General features: G+C 34.5%; 18 protein-coding genes and 1 riboswitch. Of the genes, 6 read left to right on the forward strand and 12 right to left on the reverse strand.

The window, feature by feature from the left end; translation table 11 throughout:
* Positions 1 to 121: 121 nt before the first annotated feature.
* On the reverse strand, positions 122 to 397 hold the full coding sequence (locus tag EGX70_RS03305) for a hypothetical protein (protein WP_000880721.1): 276 nt from the start codon (positions 395 to 397) through the stop codon (positions 122 to 124).
* The gene (gene metK, locus EGX70_RS03310) at positions 384 to 1,580 is read right to left on the reverse strand and encodes a methionine adenosyltransferase (protein ID WP_000003953.1); all 1,197 of its coding nucleotides are present in this window, start codon (positions 1,578 to 1,580) and stop codon (positions 384 to 386) included. Before metK ends, EGX70_RS03305 begins: the two co-directional genes overlap by 14 nt.
* A 184-nt stretch (positions 1,581 to 1,764) precedes the next feature.
* Here metK and birA point away from each other — a divergent pair, with 184 nt between their 5' ends.
* Positions 1,765 to 2,700 carry a bifunctional biotin--[acetyl-CoA-carboxylase] ligase/biotin operon repressor BirA gene (gene birA, locus EGX70_RS03315; protein ID WP_001872319.1) on the forward strand — a complete coding sequence of 312 codons (936 nt, stop codon included), beginning with the start codon at positions 1,765 to 1,767 and terminating at the stop codon, positions 2,698 to 2,700.
* Here birA and EGX70_RS03320 read toward each other — a convergent pair.
* The 4 genes from EGX70_RS03320 to udk form a co-directional block, all read right to left on the reverse strand.
* Positions 2,681 to 2,875 carry a DUF3272 domain-containing protein gene (locus tag EGX70_RS03320; protein WP_000166926.1) on the reverse strand — a complete coding sequence of 65 codons (195 nt, stop codon included), beginning with the start codon at positions 2,873 to 2,875 and terminating at the stop codon, positions 2,681 to 2,683. The two genes, birA and EGX70_RS03320, sit on opposite strands and share 20 nt — an antisense overlap.
* 88 nt (positions 2,876 to 2,963) lie before the next feature.
* The gene (dnaX, locus tag EGX70_RS03325) at positions 2,964 to 4,628 is read right to left on the reverse strand and encodes a DNA polymerase III subunit gamma/tau (protein WP_000283819.1); all 1,665 of its coding nucleotides are present in this window, start codon (positions 4,626 to 4,628) and stop codon (positions 2,964 to 2,966) included.
* Positions 4,628 to 5,125 (reverse strand): GAF domain-containing protein, encoded by a 498-nt coding sequence (locus tag EGX70_RS03330; RefSeq protein ID WP_001043210.1) that lies wholly within the window; start codon positions 5,123 to 5,125, stop codon positions 4,628 to 4,630. Before EGX70_RS03330 ends, dnaX begins: the two co-directional genes overlap by 1 nt.
* Before the next feature lie 86 nt (positions 5,126 to 5,211).
* Positions 5,212 to 5,841, reverse strand: coding sequence for a uridine kinase (udk, locus tag EGX70_RS03335; RefSeq protein WP_001227823.1), 630 nt, complete (start codon positions 5,839 to 5,841; stop codon positions 5,212 to 5,214).
* A gap of 144 nt (positions 5,842 to 5,985) precedes the next feature.
* On the opposite strand from udk, the gene EGX70_RS03340 reads away from it, so the two are divergent.
* Positions 5,986 to 7,068: a DEAD/DEAH box helicase gene (locus EGX70_RS03340; RefSeq protein WP_000628861.1), complete on the forward strand. Its 1,083-nt coding sequence runs from the start codon at positions 5,986 to 5,988 to the stop codon at positions 7,066 to 7,068.
* Between the two features lie 32 nt (positions 7,069 to 7,100).
* Here EGX70_RS03340 and EGX70_RS03345 read toward each other — a convergent pair whose 3' ends face one another.
* From EGX70_RS03345 to EGX70_RS03360, 4 genes are all read right to left on the reverse strand, one after another.
* Complete coding sequence (locus EGX70_RS03345; protein ID WP_000733379.1) at positions 7,101 to 8,354, reverse strand: polysaccharide deacetylase family protein; 1,254 nt, start codon at positions 8,352 to 8,354, stop codon at positions 7,101 to 7,103.
* A gap of 139 nt (positions 8,355 to 8,493) precedes the next feature.
* Positions 8,494 to 9,921 carry an NADP-dependent glyceraldehyde-3-phosphate dehydrogenase gene (locus EGX70_RS03350; protein ID WP_000159911.1) on the reverse strand — a complete coding sequence of 476 codons (1,428 nt, stop codon included), beginning with the start codon at positions 9,919 to 9,921 and terminating at the stop codon, positions 8,494 to 8,496.
* A 149-nt stretch (positions 9,922 to 10,070) separates the two neighbouring features.
* A complete protein-coding gene (gene ptsP / locus EGX70_RS03355; protein WP_000138153.1) occupies positions 10,071 to 11,804 on the reverse strand; it encodes a phosphoenolpyruvate--protein phosphotransferase in 1,734 nt (577 codons plus the stop codon).
* Positions 11,805 to 11,808: 4 nt separating this feature from the next.
* Positions 11,809 to 12,072: a phosphocarrier protein HPr gene (locus tag EGX70_RS03360; RefSeq protein ID WP_000146945.1), complete on the reverse strand. Its 264-nt coding sequence runs from the start codon at positions 12,070 to 12,072 to the stop codon at positions 11,809 to 11,811.
* A gap of 382 nt (positions 12,073 to 12,454) precedes the next feature.
* Between EGX70_RS03360 and EGX70_RS03365 the strand changes: the two genes are divergently transcribed.
* The 4 genes from EGX70_RS03365 (at position 12,455) to thiT (ending at position 16,882) form a co-directional block, all read left to right on the forward strand.
* Positions 12,455 to 12,679, forward strand: coding sequence for a redoxin NrdH (locus EGX70_RS03365; RefSeq protein WP_000719060.1), 225 nt, complete (start codon positions 12,455 to 12,457; stop codon positions 12,677 to 12,679).
* Positions 12,680 to 12,756: 77 nt separating this feature from the next.
* Positions 12,757 to 14,916 (forward strand): class 1b ribonucleoside-diphosphate reductase subunit alpha, encoded by a 2,160-nt coding sequence (gene nrdE, locus EGX70_RS03370; protein ID WP_123947917.1) that lies wholly within the window; start codon positions 12,757 to 12,759, stop codon positions 14,914 to 14,916.
* 202 nt (positions 14,917 to 15,118) lie between these two features.
* Positions 15,119 to 16,078, forward strand: coding sequence for a class 1b ribonucleoside-diphosphate reductase subunit beta (gene nrdF / locus EGX70_RS03375; RefSeq protein WP_000214843.1), 960 nt, complete (start codon positions 15,119 to 15,121; stop codon positions 16,076 to 16,078).
* A gap of 84 nt (positions 16,079 to 16,162) precedes the next feature.
* A riboswitch (TPP riboswitch) is annotated at positions 16,163 to 16,261 on the forward strand.
* 57 nt (positions 16,262 to 16,318) lie between these two features.
* Positions 16,319 to 16,882, forward strand: a complete 564-nt coding sequence (thiT, locus tag EGX70_RS03380) for an energy-coupled thiamine transporter ThiT (RefSeq protein ID WP_000042138.1) — start codon at positions 16,319 to 16,321, stop codon at positions 16,880 to 16,882.
* A gap of 84 nt (positions 16,883 to 16,966) precedes the next feature.
* On the opposite strand, the gene EGX70_RS03385 is transcribed toward thiT, so the two are convergent.
* Both EGX70_RS03385 and EGX70_RS03390 read right to left on the reverse strand, forming a co-directional pair.
* Positions 16,967 to 17,725, reverse strand: coding sequence for a DUF3169 family protein (locus tag EGX70_RS03385; RefSeq protein ID WP_001868051.1), 759 nt, complete (start codon positions 17,723 to 17,725; stop codon positions 16,967 to 16,969).
* Between the two features lie 2 nt (positions 17,726 to 17,727).
* Complete coding sequence (locus tag EGX70_RS03390; protein ID WP_000522957.1) at positions 17,728 to 17,943, reverse strand: helix-turn-helix transcriptional regulator; 216 nt, start codon at positions 17,941 to 17,943, stop codon at positions 17,728 to 17,730.
* Between the last annotated feature and the right edge of the window lie 21 nt (positions 17,944 to 17,964).

Here is a 17,964-nt window from a genome sequence, read left to right on the forward strand (position 1 = left end):
AATAATGTTCGGTTATAATAACTAACGCTGTTTGTCGAGATGGAATTTTTACTTTTTTTAGAAACTTTGTATTTTTATTAAATACATTTAAATCAAATAAAAATATCATTTTTTAATTTTTTTACATTTTATACTTATATAATATTTTTATAAAGGCTATATTTATTTGATAATCAAATGATTTGAGTGTGAAATTATTTTTTTGGAAAATTTTTCGATAGGAAAATTCAATTAACTTGGCCATCATTTTATTCACAATATACACCATATTTTCAAGAAATATGCAGTATTTCCTATACTTAACCAGTTTATTATAAGATTTTATAAATGTTCTATAAATTATCATGAGCAAAAAAAGCGTAAACTTTCGTTTACGCTTTTTATTATTTGCTAGCAATAAAATCCTTTAAGGCCTGGACTTTATCAACTCGCTCCCATGGCAAATCGATATCAGTACGTCCCATATGCCCATAGGCTGCTGTTTGTCGATAAATAGGTCGTTTGAGGTCCAACATATTAATAATGCCTGCTGGTCGCAAATCAAATATTTGACGTACAGCTGCCTCTAGGTCTGCTTCTGCTATAACACCTGTTCCAAATGTATCTACACGCACAGAGACAGGCTGGGCAACACCAATTGCATAAGCAAGTTGTACTTCTACTTTTTTAGCTAAATCAGCTGCAACAATATTTTTTGCAATATAACGAGCTGCATAAGATGCTGAACGATCTACTTTAGTAGCATCTTTACCTGAAAATGCACCACCACCATGACGAGAATAACCACCATAACTATCTACAATAATCTTACGACCTGTTAGTCCTGAATCTCCTTGAGGGCCTCCAATAACAAAGCGCCCTGTAGGATTGATAAAGAATTTTGTTTGGTCATCTAAATAATGGCTTGGAATAACTTCATTGATAACTTTCTCAATCACGTCCTTATGGAGTTGGTCATTAGTTACATTAGGATCATGCTGTGTCGAAATAACTACTGCATCCACACGAATTGGTTGATCATTTTCATCATATTCAACCGTTACTTGAGATTTTGCATCTGGTCGAAGATAAGTGAGTTCCCCAGACTTACGTAGATCTGTCAATTTCTTAACTAACTGATGAGCTAAAGAAATTGGCAATGGCATTAACTCAGGTGTTTCATCAACAGCAAACCCAAACATCAAACCTTGGTCACCTGCACCAATTAAATCTAAAGGATCTTGTTCAAGAGAACCACGTACCTCAAGAGCTTCATTGACTCCCTGTGCAATGTCTGGCGACTGTTCAACGAGTGACGGATGCACTCCAACAGATTCAGCTGAGAAGCCATATTCAGCTTTATCATAGCCAATTTCAGCGATTGTGTTACGGACAACTCGGTTAATATCAACATAGGCTGTCGTTGATATTTCGCCAAATACATGAACCGACCCTGTATAAACAGCTGTTTCGGCTGCTACGTGGGCATCTGGATCTTGCTCTAAAATTGCATCTAAAATCGCATCGGAAATTTGGTCAGCAATCTTATCAGGATGTCCCTCAGATACTGACTCAGACGTGAAAAGTTTACGTTCTGACATAAAAATGTCCCCCCTAAAATGTAAAATGTGTCGAGTTACAAAGAACTAGCCTCTAGGCTACCTTTTCGGGACTCATATAGCTATTGTACCACTATTTCATCTTTTGTGAAATAAGTTACCAATAAATAAAAAAATATCTCTATTTTCTTTAGTCTTTTTTCTCGATTTATACTATACTAGATTTATGAAAACCTACGAAAAAATTTATCAAATACTATCAAAAAATAACAACTTTATTAGCGGAGAAACTATGGCAAATCAACTTAATATTTCCCGCACAGCTATTTGGAAAGGTATAAAAACGTTAGAAGAATTAGGCCTAGAGATTGAGTCTGTCACTAACAAGGGCTACCGATTGGTATCAGGTGACATATTATTACCAGAACAACTCGAACAAGAAATTGGTATTAAGGTTAGTCTTAATAATAATAGTGCTTCAACCCAACTAGATGCTAAAATGGGGATAGAAAGTAAATTAAAGACTCCACACCTTTTTTTAGCTCCTAATCAAAAAAAAGCTAAAGGACGTTTTGATAGACCTTTCTTTACATCAAATCAAGGCGGCATCTATATGTCTCTTTTATTACAACCTAATGTACCGATTGAAGATATAAAACCTTATACTGTCATGGTAGCCTCTAGTGCTGTAAAAGCTATCTCACGGTTAACAGGAATTACTCCTGAAATTAAGTGGGTCAATGATATTTATTTAGATAATAAAAAAATAGCTGGTATTTTAACCGAGGCTATCGCTTCTGTTGAGAGTGGGTTGGTAACGAATGTTATTATAGGATTAGGTATCAATTTCTATATCAAAGAGTTCCCTAGGGCGTTAACTAAGCGCGCAGGTAGTCTCTTTACAGAGCAACCGACCATAACTAGAAATCAATTGATTACAGAAATCTGGAATCTCTTTTTCAATATTCCACTAGAGGATCACTTAAAGGTATATAGAGAAAAATCCCTAGTCTTAGATAGAACCGTTAGCTTTATGGATGGTCAAACAATGTATTCTGGGAAAGCTATTGATATTACAGATAAAGGATATTTAGTGGTTGAGTTAGATGATGGTCAGTTGAAAACACTTCGCAGTGGCGAAATCAGTCTTTCTTCTTGGTAGATTTGATAAGCTCTTTTGTGAATTTTGAAATCGCATACACCTTTTGAAGATCTCGAAGTAATAAAACTCCCCAAAAAATAGCAAAAATCCAGGAGCCATCCATAACGGATTGATTAAAAAAATAAGTTTCAAAAGAGCATAAAAGCGCCATAAAAATAAATTGTCGTTTTGTCATATCACCATTATAACAGAATCTACTAAATAATTAAAAAACTTATCAAAAAAATAGTTGCCTGTAACAGGCAACTATTTTTAGTTACGTTTTAATCTTCAACGATTGCTATTCGTTCTGCTAGATAAGAAAAGTCTTCTGGAATTTGATGATTAACTTCAGGTTCTGTTTCCGTCTTTTGAGCTTTCATTTTCTTTGCAAAATCGCTCCGAATTTGATTAAAATCATTTCTAGGTACAGCTAAAATATTAGGTGAAAAACCTGCTGCTTTACTCATAATATTACCAAATATATCATTGAGATCGGTACGTTTCATAGCTTGTTCAGCATTAAAGGCCGCATCAAATGCCAAAATAGCATTCTCGCTATTAGCTAAGACAGGTTCAGATCCCATTAATAAGGCTCTATCTTGAGCCGTAATATTATCTAATATCTCGTTCCAAGCGCTCTTTAAAGCTTCTAAGTATTCACGTGAACGTTGACTATCTACAACCGTTTCTTCCATAATGGTCAAAATCTTTGTACGGTCAACTTTAAATGTGAATGTCTTATTATTAACCTTTACTTTTTGAGTTGATGAACTTTGATCTGCTCGAGAGAGTTGGCTCATTTCGTTTTTTAACGATTTTAACTCTCGACGAAGACTATCTAATTCTGCTGTCACATCTGCGGGTATGTTTGACGAATTTTTTTCTACCATTTCAGACAATTGGATGGTCATCATCTCTGCATAAACTTTAGGATGGCTACCATTTTTTATCTCAGGAAGAACAGATGTCACTTTATCAATCATTTCAAATAAAATATCTTGTTTAACATTAAGATTGGCTATAAAAGTATCACTTGAATGACTATCTTCACCACCTGCTTGAACAACAAGTAAATCTCTTAAGTACATCAATAAATCTGTTGCAAAACGACTCATACTTTTGCCACTATCAAAGATTACTTCAAGTTTAGCGAGTGCTTCAGTTGTATCGTGAGCCAATATATTCGATACATAATCATCTATAGCAGATAAGGAAATGCTCCCTGTAATTTCTTCTGCTACATCTAAAGAAATGTGGTTATCTTTCGCTAAACTCAAGGCTTGATCGAGAATTGATAAAGCATCACGCATACCACCTTCGGCTCGTCTAGCGACTAGTGTCAGAGCATCCAAATCATATGAAATAGCTTCTTTATCTAAAATCTGTGCTAAATGATCTCGAATAGCTAATAATTTAATCGCTTTAAATTCAAAGCGCTGGACACGAGATAAGATTGTTGCAGGGATTTTATGGAGTTCTGTTGTTGCTAATATAAAAACAACATTTTCTGTTGGCTCTTCAAGTGTTTTCAATAGTGCATTGAAGGCACCTGTAGACAACATATGAACCTCATCAATAATATAAACTTTATAGGTTGCCCTACTTGGAGCATAAGTTGATTTGTCCCTGATATCACGAATTTCATCGACACCATTATTTGACGCAGCATCAATTTCAATGACATCCTCTAAACTACCATTTGTAATATCTCGACAAATATCACAATGATTACAAGGTTCGCCATTAATTTGATTTGGGCAATTCATCGCTTTTGCAAATATTTTAGCAGCACTTGTTTTTCCAGTTCCCCTAGGTCCTGAAAAAAGGTAAGCATGGCTAATTTTTTTGCTGGACACAGCTTGCTTTAAAGTAGTTGAAATAACACTTTGTCCAACCATTTCATCAAATGTTTGGCTACGATATTTCCGATAAAGGGCCTGATACATTACTTTTCAACTCCAAACATATCCAAATTCCAAATCGTATGTTCTACTAGAATACCTACAAATTTTTCTAAGTATTCTTGATCAATCTCATCATAATCTGCTACTAAAGAAGAATCTAAATCTAGAACTCCTAGAAGTTTGCCATTTTTAAACATAGGTACTACGATTTCACTCATAGCTTTTGAATCACAGGAGATATAGTTAGCATGCTTTGTAACATCATCAACGATCAGCGTCTTAGCAGTTTGTGCAGATTCACCACAAACACCTTTTCCTAAAGTAATATGCACACATGATACACCACCCTGGAAAGGGCCAAGAATTAACTCTTCTCCATCAAATAAATAAAAGCCTGTAAATACAGAATTTGGAAGCATAGCATTTAGCATAGCTGAAGCATTTGATAAGTTGGCAAGAGCATTTGTTTCATCTGAGAATAGAGCTTGCGCTTGTAGTAATAATAATTGATAATTTTCGATTTTCTTAGACTTGTTCATAGCACTTATTATAGCATAATTTGAAAGTTACTAAAACTAAATAACCATCCTATATAAAACAAAAAAATAAACACAAACCATTGTGTTTATTTTGCTTCATTTAAGATGCTAGCCACTTTGGTATTGATTAAATCAATAGCGACAATATTACTTACTCCTTCTGGAATTACAATATCCGCATAACGCTTTGTTGGTTCGATAAATTGATGATACATAGGTTTTACAACTTCTGTATACTGTTCAATAATACTATCTAAACTTCTATCGCGCTCTTCCATATCACGCTTAATACGACGAATAATACGAATATCATCATCTGTATCAACAAATAATTTGATATCCATTAAATCACGCAAACGCTGATCTTCTAATACCAAAATTCCCTCAACAATAATGACATCCTGGGGTTCTTGGCGGATAGTTCTATCACTACGGGTATGTTTTGTGTAATCATAAACCGGAATATCGACCGGACGTCCCTCAATCAATTCGTTCAATTGCTCAATCATCAAATTGGTATCAAAAGCAAGGGGATGATCATAATTGGTTTTTACACGTTCTTCAAAAGTTAAATGACTTTGATCTTTATAGTAAGAATCATGTTCAATCATGGTAATTTTTTGATCTGGGAAATTTGATAAAATCGCCCGAGAAACACTGGTTTTACCACCACCAGATCCACCTGTAACACCAATAATAATAGGTTTTTTACGCATTTGTCACTCCAAATTAAATTTATCCTCTATCTATTGTACTATAAACTTATTTTTTTTAAAGTCTAAATTTTATTGAAAACGCTCTAAAAATTAAAAGCATGTTATAATAACAATGATAATATATAAAATAACAAGAGGATTCTTATGATAACAAAATTTCCAGACCAATGGCAGGATAAATTAACCCAGCGTCAATTTGATGATCTAACAGATATTCAAAATAAACTTTTTCAACCTATTACTGATGGTGATAATATCCTTGGAATTAGCCCTACAGGTACTGGTAAAACTCTAGCATACCTTTTCCCAACGCTTCTTAAGTTGCAACCTAAAAAGAGCCAACAACTCTTAATTTTAGCTCCAAATTCAGAATTAGCTGGACAAATCTTCGACGTTACAAAAGAATGGGCTGAACCATTAGGACTGACCGCACAACTATTCCTTTCAGGTTCTAGTCAAAAACGCCAAATTGAGCGACTAAAAAAAGGACCAGAAATTCTTATAGGAACTGCTGGACGCGTATTTGAACTTGTGAAACTAAAAAAAATAAAAATGATGAACATTAATACTATCGTCCTTGATGAATTCGATGAATTACTCGGCGACTCACAATATCATTTTGTGGACAATATTATTAATCGCGTTCCTCGTGATCAGCAAATGATTTACATTAGTGCCACCAACAAACTGGACAATAGTAAACTTGCCGATAACACTATAACAATCGATCTATCTAATCAAAAACTTGATACTATAAAACATTATTATATTACAGTTGATAAAAGAGAGCGTACTGACCTACTTCGTAAATTTTCAAATATTCCTGATTTTAGAGGTCTTGTCTTTTTTAACAGCTTATCAGACTTAGGTGCATGTGAAGAACGTTTACAATTTAATAGGGCCTCGGCAGTTTCTTTAGCAAGCGATATTAATATTAAATTCCGTAAAGTTATCTTAGAGAAATTTAAAAACCATGATATTTCATTACTCCTAGGAACTGATTTGGTAGCTCGTGGCATTGATATCGACAACCTAGAATATGTGATTAATTTTGATATCGCACGCGACAAAGAAACATATACACATCGTTCTGGACGAACTGGTCGTATGGGGAAAGAGGGATGTGTTATTACATTTGTAACACATAAAGAAGAGCTCAAACAACTTAAAAAATACGCCACCGTTACAGAACTTGTACTTCACAATCAAAAATTACATTTAAAATAAAAAAAGAAACAAGTAACTTGTTTCTTTTTTTATTAAGGCGTTGAATATAATTCACCTACAGTAACAAAATAATAGCCCTGGGTTGTCAGATAATCCATAATTGTAGGCAGAGCATCTATGGTTGTCTGGTGAATATCATGCATCAAAATCACTCCTCCAGGACGTAATTGTTTTTTGATATTGGTCATCATTGCTTGTGTATTATGATTTTTCCAGTCTTCTGTATCAACTGACCACAACATTTCTTTCAATCCTGTCACTGTTTTTACAGTAGCATTTGTTGCTCCGTAAGGGGGACGTAAGTACACCGGTTTTTGTCCTGTTGCTTTCATAATCAGATCATTAGTCTTATGAATCTCTTCCTTGATTTTCTCCGCTGGTAGTTTGGTTAAATTAGGATGATCCCATGTATGATTACCAATCTCATGACCTTCAGCATGCATCCTTTGTAAAATATCTGTGTGCCCTACAGCACTTTGTCCCATTACAAAGAAAGTCGCTTTAGCATTATATCTTTTAAGGATTTCTAAGGCTTTAGGAGTCGTTTTTTCATTTGGTCCATCATCAAAGGTAAGTGCAACACGTGGTGCTTTAGCTTTTAAATTAGAAACTAAATCTAGATCACTTGATTTTAAATATGACTCATCGATCACATTATATAATTTATCAAGTGGTAATTTTAAATCATTAATAATTAACTTACCATCTTTAACATCTAGCCCATCTGTTACTCTTCCAGTTTTTAAAAATTCTTTATTGCTATCATGTTCCTTTAGTTGAGTTCCTGGAGCTATATTTTCTAAAATAGCCTTAAATCCAGATATATTATGAGCTAAAAGCTCATCTAATTCAAAAGGTTTCTTATTTTGATCAAGTAAGTAGGTTCTCAAAAGGCGACTTGATTTTTGAAACATACTTCCTTTTTCCTTTTGATATAAGATTTGATAAATGGATAATTTTTTAACATTTGCAAAGTTAGAATCTGCTAATTGAGGACGTAGAATAATGTATTGATTGTCATAAAATTTTTTATGCTCAAAGCTTTTTTGATTCCACTTTAAAATATCAGCGCTTAGACTTTTGTCATATCCTTTAGGTTCAAGAAAAAGAACACGTTCAGTTTTCTGTCTTTTCACCACTTCTACCGTTTTCTCGGCTATGCGAATTTCTTTTTCAACAACAGCTTGTTGAAGTTTTATTTCTTTATGTTTCAAAAACGAAAAACCTTGCCAAGCAAGAATCGCTATAATAATTAGACTAAAAATACCTATAATTAATTTCTTCATATAATGACTCTTTTGTTATTTTTTATGACAATTATATCACAAAAATAAAACCACTTTAGAAGATTATATAATTCTTTATTTTTAATGTAAAAGAGGTTTATAAAACGACTCAACTGACAATAGTTGAGTCGTTTTACGTCTATTTCATATCAAAAACTATCGATTTTACATTTGTCATTGCTTCAATTGAATATCTGATACCTTGAACACCTGCACCAGATCCTTTGAGTCCTAAGAATGGGAAATTATCAGGACCACGTCCAGTCTTATTGTTAATGTGAACTGTACCAACTTCAAGTTTATTTGCTATATCAAATGCTTTTTGGAAATCACGTGTAAAGACTGATGATTGTAATCCAAAATCAGATTTGTTGGCAATAGCAACAGCTTCTTCTGCATCCTTGACACGAATAATTGGGAGAATTGGTCCAAAAGGCTCTTCCCAAGCTAGTTTCATATCTAAAGTAACATGATCAAACAATCCTGGAGTTAATAGACGACCATCACGTTTAAATTCATTCAATTCTTTCGCACCTTTTTGACGTGCATCTACTACTAAGCTTTCAATAAAGTCGGCTGAATTATCATCAATAACCGGTGTCACCGTTGCATTATCAAATGGATCACCTACTGATAATTTTGCTACATTTTCAGATATTTTTTCTGCCAATTCATCTGCAACTTCTTCAACGACAAGTACACGCTTAATTGCCGTACAGCGTTGTCCGGAGTAATCATAAGCACCTGCAACGATTTGTTTAGCAGCGTTGTCAAGGTCAGCATCAGCTAAGACGACACCTGCATCCTTACCACCCAACTCAAGCATAATTGGACGCATTCCTGCTAACTTACCAATACGTTTTCCAACTGGCGTTGATCCTGTAAAGTTAATAAAATTAACTTCTTCATGCTCAACAATGTAATCTCCAATCTCAGAACCGCGTCCTGTAATAGTATTAAAGACACCTGCTGGAAGACCTGCTTCTGCAAAAGCTTTTGCTAAAACAAGTCCTGAGACTGAACCTTGTGTTGGTGGTTTAAACATCACAACGTTTCCACCAATTAGAGCTGGCGCAATTTTTGATCCTGAGAGGTTAACAGGGTAATTATAAGGTGCGATTGCTAAAACGATACCTACTGGTTGACGACGAATAACAGCCAACTTATGACCTGTTGAAGCATCCATTTTTCCACCTTCGTCAGCTGAAGTTGATAAACGAATTCCTTCTTCTGCTGCATAACGAATAAGATCAGCTGTCCTTACAACCTCAGTTACTGAAGCATTGTAAGCTTTAGAAATTTCTTTTGCTAAAACAGTAGCAATTTCTTCTTTATCACGTTCAATAATGTCTGCGGCTTTATGAAGGTATTGTGCACGTTCATATACTGTCAAAGCAGCCCAGGCTGGTAAAGCCTCACGACCCGCTTTCATAGCATGATCAACTTCTTCTCGAGTCATCGCTGGCACGAATCCCAATGAAGAATCATCAATTGGTGACAAAATCTCAATCTGATTAACAGATGATTTCCATTCGCCATTGACATAATTTTGATATTCTTTTGTCAAAGTAAATCTCCTTTTACATTGTAATAGGTTTATTCTATCACTTTATCTATTTATTTCAATTATCTGACATATTTTTCTTAGAAACTTAACAATATCCAAACTTTCAATAAAAAAGTAGAGATTTTTTAATCCCTACTTTTTTATTATTCTCAGTCAAAGTCAACGTATTCTTTTTGAAGTTCGATAACTTCTTCCATAGTTGAACACTCTGAAAGAGCACGATTAGCGTATTCTTCCATTTTAGCTGTGTCCAATTTTTTCATTAAGCTACGTGTACGAAGTACTGAGGTTGCTGACATTGAGAATTCATCCAATCCCATACCAACAAGAAGTGGAACCGCAGTTTGATCACCGGCCATCTCACCACACATACCTGCCCATTTACCTTCAGCATGAGCAGCTTTGATAACGTTGTTAATCAAACGAAGGATTGATGGATTGTATGGTTGATAGAGGTATGAAACTTGCTCATTCATACGGTCCGCAGCCATTGTGTATTGGATAAGATCATTAGTACCAATTGAGAAGAAATCAACTTCTTTTGCAAATTGGTCTGCAAGCATAGCTGCCGCTGGGATTTCAATCATAATACCAACTTCAATGCCTTCAGCTACTGCTACACCGTCAGCTAACAAGTTCGCTTTCTCTTCTTCAAATATAGCTTTAGCAGCACGGAATTCTTTAAGCAAAGCAACCATTGGGAACATGATGCGTAGCTGTCCATGAACTGAAGCACGAAGAAGTGCTCGGATTTGTGTGCGGAACATTGCATCACCAGTTTCAGAAATTGAAATACGCAATGCACGGAATCCTAAGAATGGGTTCATCTCTTTTGGAAGATCAAAGTAAGGAAGCTCTTTATCTCCACCGATATCCATTGTACGAACAACAACTGGTTTACCATTCATACCCTCAAGAACTGCTTTATATGCTTCATATTGCTCATCTTCTGTTGGGAAATCTTGTGAATCCATATATAAGAACTCTGTACGGTAAAGACCAACTGCTTCTGCTCCATTTTCGTTAACACCCTCAACATCTTTAGGTGTACCGATATTAGCAGCTAATTCAAAATGTTTACCATCAGCAGTAACTGTTTGTGCATCCTTAAGAAGTGCCCATTCAGCTTTTTGTTTGGCATAAGCTTCACCTGCTGCCTTGAAGGCTGAAATTTGAGCTTCAGTTGGTTCAATGATAACTTCACCAGTAATACCATTAACAGCAATCAACTGACCATCTTGAACACGTTCAGTAATATCATTTGTACCAAGAACAGCTGCGATTTCGAGTGTACGTGCCATAATAGCTGAGTGACTTGTACGCCCTCCAATATTTGTTACAAAAGCTTTAACAAATTGTTTATTTAATTGAGCTGTATCAGAAGGTGTCAAATCGTGTGCAATAACGATTGATTCTTCATTGATAGTTGCTGGGTTTGGTAATTTAACACCCAAAAGATGTGCTAAGACACGTTTGGCAACATCACGGATATCTGCTGCACGTTCTTGCATGTATGGGTTATCTTCCATACCTTCAAAGATAGTGATGAACATATCAGTCACTTCTTTAAGACCTGTTTCTGCATTTACTTGTTTTGCACGAATAGTCTCTTTAATTTGATTAATCATTTCTGGGTCAGAAAGAACCATTAAATGAGCATCAAATACAGCTGCGGCTTCTTCGCCTAAGCTTTCTACTGCCTTCTCACGGATAACAGAAAGCTCGTCTTGTGAAGCTTGGAGTGCAACATCAAGGCGAGCTTCTTCTGCGTTTGTATCTTCGACTGTTACAGTCTCAAATGACAAATCCGGTTGGACAAGTAGATATGCTTTAGCAACTGCAACACCATCAGAGGCTGCGATTCCTTTAAGCATTTCTGTCATTTTCTTATGCCAATCCTTCTTTTGTCATTGTTTCTTCGATAGCTGCAATTGCATCATCTGCATCTGCACCTTCTGCTGAAATAGTAACATCAGCACCTTGACCAACACCAAGACTCATAACACCCATGATTGATTTAAGGTTTACTGCTTTACCTTTGTAATCAAGCGTGATGTCTGAAGCAAATTTGCTAGCTGTTTGGACAAGCAAAGTAGCTGGACGTGCGTGAATACCTGTTTCTGCAACAATGTGGAAATCTTTTGAAGCCATATTATGGTTCTCCTTTTGTCATTTGTAAATATTTGAGTCACCTATTGGTAACCCTTACAAGTTAAAAGTATAACATATTGCTTTTTAATTTTCAAGATTAAATGTCTCAAACAGAAAAAAACTTGAATGTTTTCCACAGCTTTTCATATTAAAAATGAGAGTCTTAGAATTTAAAAATAGAATTCTAAAAATGATTTTTTTATGTTCTTCTGAAAGGAATTGGAAAACAGGCTGAAAGCTTTTAAACTAACCCTAAAAAACGAAATATAGTGTCTCATTTTATTTTAAGACACTATATATTGTGTTTTGTTAGAAATAAAACACTTGCTTTTTCCATTCTTTTTTTATATGCTATTACCATGAAAAAAATTAGGAGGACAACATGGCAGCTATTACTGTTTTTTCGAAAAACAACTGTATGCAATGTAAAATGACTAAGAAATTTCTTGACCAGCACGGCGCTGATTTTGAAGAAATTAATATTGATGAAAAACCAGAAAAAATTGAATATGTGAAAAATCTCGGCTTTTCTGCGGCTCCAGTGATTGAAGCTGGTAATGTTGTTTTTTCAGGTTTCCAACCAAGCAAACTAAAAGAACTTGTTTAAGCAAATTAGAGTCTGGGAATAAAGCAATTAATTGCTTTATTCCCATTTTGTATTGTTAAGTTAAGAGGATAAATTCAATGAGTTTAAAAAATATTGGCGATGTATCTTACTTTCGCCTAAATAATGAAATTAACCGTCCTGTTAATGGACAAATCCCACTCCATAAAGATAAAGAAGCCTTAACTGCTTTTTTCAAAGAAAACGTACAGCCTAATTCAAAAGCTTTTGACTCAATCACTGATAAAATTGCTTACCTCCTTAAGTATGATTATCTTGAAGAAGCTTTCCTCAATAAATATCGTCCTGAATTTATTGAAGAATTATCTACCAAACTCTTCGATAAAAAGTTTCGTTTTAAATCCTTCATGGCAGCCTATAAGTTTTATCAGCAGTATGCATTAAAAACAAATGATGGAGAATACTATTTAGAAAGTATTGAAGATCGCGTTCTCTTTAACGCTCTTTATTTTGCAGACGGTGATGAAGAACTAGCAACTGACTTAGCTCTAGAAATGATTTCACAACGCTATCAACCTGCAACACCAAGTTTTTTAAATGCTGGTCGAAGTCGTCGCGGAGAATTAGTCTCATGTTTCTTAATCCAAGTAACTGATGATATGAATGCTATTGGTCGTTCGATTAATTCAGCTCTTCAATTATCTCGTATTGGTGGTGGGGTTGGAATATCACTTAGTAACCTTCGTGAGGCTGGAGCTCCTATCAAAGGTTTTGCTGGTGCTGCTTCTGGAGTCGTTCCAGTCATGAAATTATTTGAAGACAGTTTTTCTTACTCCAACCAACTTGGACAACGCCAAGGTGCTGGAGTTGTTTACCTTGACGTTTTCCATCCAGATATTATTTCATTCTTATCAACTAAAAAAGAAAATGCTGATGAAAAAGTACGTGTTAAAACATTGTCATTAGGGATTACTGTACCCGATAAATTCTATGAACTAGCACGTAACAATCAAGAAATGTACTTGTTTAGTCCTTATAGTATCGAACGTGAATATGGTGTTCCTTTCAGCTATATTGATATTACCGAAAAATACGATGAATTAGTCGCTAACCCTAATATCACTAAAACAAAAATCAATGCTCGTGATTTAGAAACAGAGATTTCTAAACTTCAACAAGAATCAGGTTATCCTTACATCATCAATATTGACACTGCTAATCGTACTAACCCTGTTGATGGAAAAATTATCATGTCAAATCTTTGCTCTGAGATTTTGCAAGTACAAAAACCAAGTCTTATCAATGATGCTCAAGAATACCTTGAAATGGGAACTGATATTTCTTGTAACCTTGGCTCAACTAATGTTTTAAATATGATGACATCTCCTGATTTTGGAAAATCAATTAAAACAATGACTCGTGCTTTAACTTTCGTTACTGACTCATCAAATATTGAAGCTGTTCCAACTATTAAAAACGGAAATGCTCAAGCACATACATTTGGACTTGGAGCAATGGGACTCCACTCCTATTTGGCAAAAAATCATATCGAATATGGTAGTCCAGAATCAATTGAATTTACTGATATTTATTTCATGCTAATGAACTACTGGACCTTAGTAGAATCAAACAATATTGCCCGCGAACGTCAAACAACATTTGTAGGTTTTGGAAAATCAAAATACGCTGACGGTACATACTTTGATAAATATGTATCTGGAAAATTTGTTCCACAATCTGACAAAGTAAAATCCCTATTTGCTAATCATTTTATCCCCGAAGCTAAAGATTGGGAAAACCTTAGATACGCAGTTATGAAAGACGGACTATATCATCAAAATCGGCTTGCAGTTGCTCCGAATGGTTCTATTTCGTATATCAACGATTGTTCAGCATCTATCCACCCTATTACACAACGTATTGAAGAGCGTCAAGAGAAAAAAATCGGGAAAATTTATTATCCAGCTAATGGCTTAGCTACAGATACTATCCCTTATTACACTTCTGCCTATGATATGGATATGCGTAAAGTAATAGACGTCTATGCCGCAGCAACTGAGCACGTAGACCAAGGTCTCTCAATGACACTCTTTTTACGAAGCGAATTACCAAAGGAGTTGTACGAGTGGAAAACAGAAAGTAAGCAGACTACTCGCGACCTTTCAATCCTACGCAACTATGCTTTCAACAAAGGTGTGAAATCAATCTACTATATCCGTACTTTTACAGATGATGGTAGCGAAGTCGGAGCTAATCAATGCGAAAGTTGTGTCATCTAACGAAGAAACTCTACTTAAAACATCAGAAACTAGACTGAGATAAACTATCTCAGTTTCATGATGTTATCTTATTTTCTAAGGTATTTTCATCTTTATTTTTCTAAAAATCGATAATACTTGAAATATTGCTAGATCAGAATTCTATATTCTACTCTTCTTCCATCATCATTATATAAAAACCTATTTACCATTGGAGAAAACCATGACAACTTACTACGAAGCTATAAACTGGAACGAAATTGAAGATGTTATTGATAAATCAACTTGGGAAAAACTAACCGAACAATTTTGGCTCGATACACGTATCCCTTTATCAAATGACTTAGACGATTGGCGCAAACTTTCTGCTCAAGAAAAAGATCTTGTTGGCAAGGTTTTTGGAGGCTTAACCCTACTTGATACCATGCAATCAGAAACTGGTATTGAAGCTATTCGTGCCGATGTTCGCACGCCTCACGAAGAAGCTGTCTTAAACAATATTCAATTCATGGAATCTGTTCACGCTAAATCTTATTCTTCAATTTTCTCAACTTTAAATACTAAATCAGAAATTGAAGAAATTTTCGAGTGGACTAATAATAATGAGTTCCTTCAAGAAAAAGCACGTATTATCAATGACATTTATGCTAATGGAAATGCCCTTCAAAAAAAGGTGGCTTCCACCTACCTCGAAACTTTCCTTTTTTATTCTGGCTTTTTCACACCTCTTTACTATTTGGGAAATAATAAGTTAGCAAATGTTGCTGAAATCATTAAATTAATTATTCGTGATGAATCTGTACATGGTACTTATATCGGTTACAAATTCCAGCTTGGTTTTAACGAATTACCAGAAGATGAGCAAGAGAATTTTCGTGATTGGATGTATGACCTCCTTTATCAGCTGTATGAAAACGAAGAAAAATACACCAAGACACTTTATGATGGCGTAGGATGGACTGAAGAAGTTATGACCTTTTTACGCTACAATGCTAATAAAGCTCTTATGAATTTAGGACAAGATCCTTTATTCCCAGATACAGCAAATGATGTCAACCCAATTGTTATGAATGGTATTTCAACAGGAACATCAAACCATGACTTCTTCTCTCAAGTAGGTAATGGTTACCTACTTGGTAGCGTTGAAGCTATGCATGATGATGACTATAACTATGGATTATAAGAAAAAGACACTGATTTAGTGTCTTTTTCTAGTTAAATACAAATTTCTTGACAAGCAAACCCTTTCAAGATAGAATGTTAGAGTAAATACACAAGGGAGTGCCTTGAGCTGAGATTGCAGATATGCAAAATCCTCTAACCTGATCTCGTTAGGACGAGCGTAGGAATTGTGGTTTGAATTGGTTAAACATGACAAATGACAAAAGAATCTCCTTTGCTGTATAAAAAAAGGAGATTTTTTATGTCAAAAAATAACAACACTACCTGTCTTATTGAAACTGCTATTTTTGCAGCGCTTGCTATGGCTTTATCAATGATTCCTGATTTTGCGTCATGGTTCACTCCCTCTTTTGGAGCAATTCCTCTGATACTTTTTGCATTACGTCGTGGTACAAAATACGGTCTATTTGCTGGCTTAATTTGGGGCTTATTGCACTTTGTTCTTTCCAAAGTATATTACCTTAGTTTATCCCAAGTTTTTATAGAATACATCTTAGCATTTATAAGTATGGGAGTTGCAGGCGTATTTTCTGCTAAATTTAAAGATGCACTTAGCAGCAGCTCTAAAACTAAAGCTTTATCATTAGCATTATCTGGAGCAATATTAGCAACATTTGTTCGTTATGTTTGGCATTATATCGCTGGTGTTATTTTTTGGGCTAGTTATGCACCAAAAGGTATGTCTGCTACATTATACTCATTAAGCGTCAATGGTACTGCTGGTTTGTTAACTCTATTTTTTGTAGTCATTAGTATTATTATTTTAGTTATCAGCTACCCTAGCTTCTTTTTACCTAAGAAATAGAAAAAATAAAAGGACTGATTTTCAGAGAATCAATCCTTTTATTTTACACTAATATAAGTTTTTTGATAAAAAATCTAGCTACTACTATCTATAAAAATGACGTGCTGCTTTTAAAGACTTAATGAGAATGTAGATATGAATAGATGTTGTTATAATAATTGCTACAATCTCCACTTTTTGAAAAACAAATGAGATAAAGAATAATACAAAATAGATCGTAGGGAAAATAAAACCACTTAAATTCATGACAATATCAAAACACATCTTATAATTTGATTCCAACTCTGCTTCGTCCAATTGTAAGACATTGTTTTTCAACTCTTTTAAAGTTGGAGCGACTGTCATTTTTATACCTCGGATATTCCGATATACCTTTAAAAAATATATATGTAAACCCAATAAAACAAATAGCAGTGATAAATCATATATTGGAATAACTAAAGTAACTGAATCATCAAAAATATTTAGTTTATAGTTAAATAAAGTATTAACTATACTGAGTACTATTGAAATTGACACAAAAGTCATCCCATAAGAATGTCTTAAATTAATCTGGCGATAAATTTCTTCAGATTGACTTTCATCAACATTGAAAAAAACTTTCTGATATTTTTGAATCTGATAGAGGTAGATGAGACTAAAGAGAGCTGTTATAATTACAACAATACGACTAACCCATAGGAAATATTGAACAATATTAATTTCAGATAAGTACTTATCTTGACCAAATATGATAAAAAGAGCTCCTACGGAACCAAGTATGGCCCCTATAAAACCACCAATTAAAAGACTTTTGATAATTCGAACAAATGTAGTATCACTTTGTTTTATAAAATTTTTCATCATTATTCCTCCATTGACACTAAACTAAAAACATTCTCTAGGGATTCTTTAAATACTTGAGAAATCTTCATAGCAATAATAACAGATGGCGTATATTCTCCGCGTTCAATTAGGCTAATTGTTTGTCTTGAGACTCCTGTTAATTTAGCGAGTTCTGTTTGATTGATACCATCTCGTGCACGCAATTCTTTGAGTCTATTTTTTAAAATTAATCCCATCATTTTTCTCCTTTATAAAAT

Source organism: Streptococcus sp. FDAARGOS_522, from assembly GCF_003812445.1.
In the GTDB taxonomy this organism is placed as follows: domain Bacteria; phylum Bacillota; class Bacilli; order Lactobacillales; family Streptococcaceae; genus Streptococcus; species Streptococcus agalactiae.

Coding starts and splice junctions, on each gene's coding strand:
- metK (WP_000003953.1), bottom strand. CDS start 1,580: ATGTCAGAACGTAAACTTTTCACGTCTGAGTCAGTATCTGAGGGACAT.
- birA (WP_001872319.1), top strand. CDS start 1,765: ATGAAAACCTACGAAAAAATTTATCAAATACTATCAAAAAATAACAAC.
- EGX70_RS03320 (WP_000166926.1), bottom strand. CDS start 2,875: ATGACAAAACGACAATTTATTTTTATGGCGCTTTTATGCTCTTTTGAA.
- dnaX (WP_000283819.1), bottom strand. CDS start 4,628: ATGTATCAGGCCCTTTATCGGAAATATCGTAGCCAAACATTTGATGAA.
- EGX70_RS03330 (WP_001043210.1), bottom strand. CDS start 5,125: ATGAACAAGTCTAAGAAAATCGAAAATTATCAATTATTATTACTACAA.
- udk (WP_001227823.1), bottom strand. CDS start 5,841: ATGCGTAAAAAACCTATTATTATTGGTGTTACAGGTGGATCTGGTGGT.
- EGX70_RS03340 (WP_000628861.1), top strand. CDS start 5,986: ATGATAACAAAATTTCCAGACCAATGGCAGGATAAATTAACCCAGCGT.
- EGX70_RS03345 (WP_000733379.1), bottom strand. CDS start 8,354: ATGAAGAAATTAATTATAGGTATTTTTAGTCTAATTATTATAGCGATT.
- ptsP (WP_000138153.1), bottom strand. CDS start 11,804: ATGACAGAAATGCTTAAAGGAATCGCAGCCTCTGATGGTGTTGCAGTT.
- EGX70_RS03360 (WP_000146945.1), bottom strand. CDS start 12,072: ATGGCTTCAAAAGATTTCCACATTGTTGCAGAAACAGGTATTCACGCA.
- EGX70_RS03365 (WP_000719060.1), top strand. CDS start 12,455: ATGGCAGCTATTACTGTTTTTTCGAAAAACAACTGTATGCAATGTAAA.
- nrdE (WP_123947917.1), top strand. CDS start 12,757: ATGAGTTTAAAAAATATTGGCGATGTATCTTACTTTCGCCTAAATAAT.
- nrdF (WP_000214843.1), top strand. CDS start 15,119: ATGACAACTTACTACGAAGCTATAAACTGGAACGAAATTGAAGATGTT.
- thiT (WP_000042138.1), top strand. CDS start 16,319: ATGTCAAAAAATAACAACACTACCTGTCTTATTGAAACTGCTATTTTT.
- EGX70_RS03385 (WP_001868051.1), bottom strand. CDS start 17,725: ATGAAAAATTTTATAAAACAAAGTGATACTACATTTGTTCGAATTATC.
- EGX70_RS03390 (WP_000522957.1), bottom strand. CDS start 17,943: ATGGGATTAATTTTAAAAAATAGACTCAAAGAATTGCGTGCACGAGAT.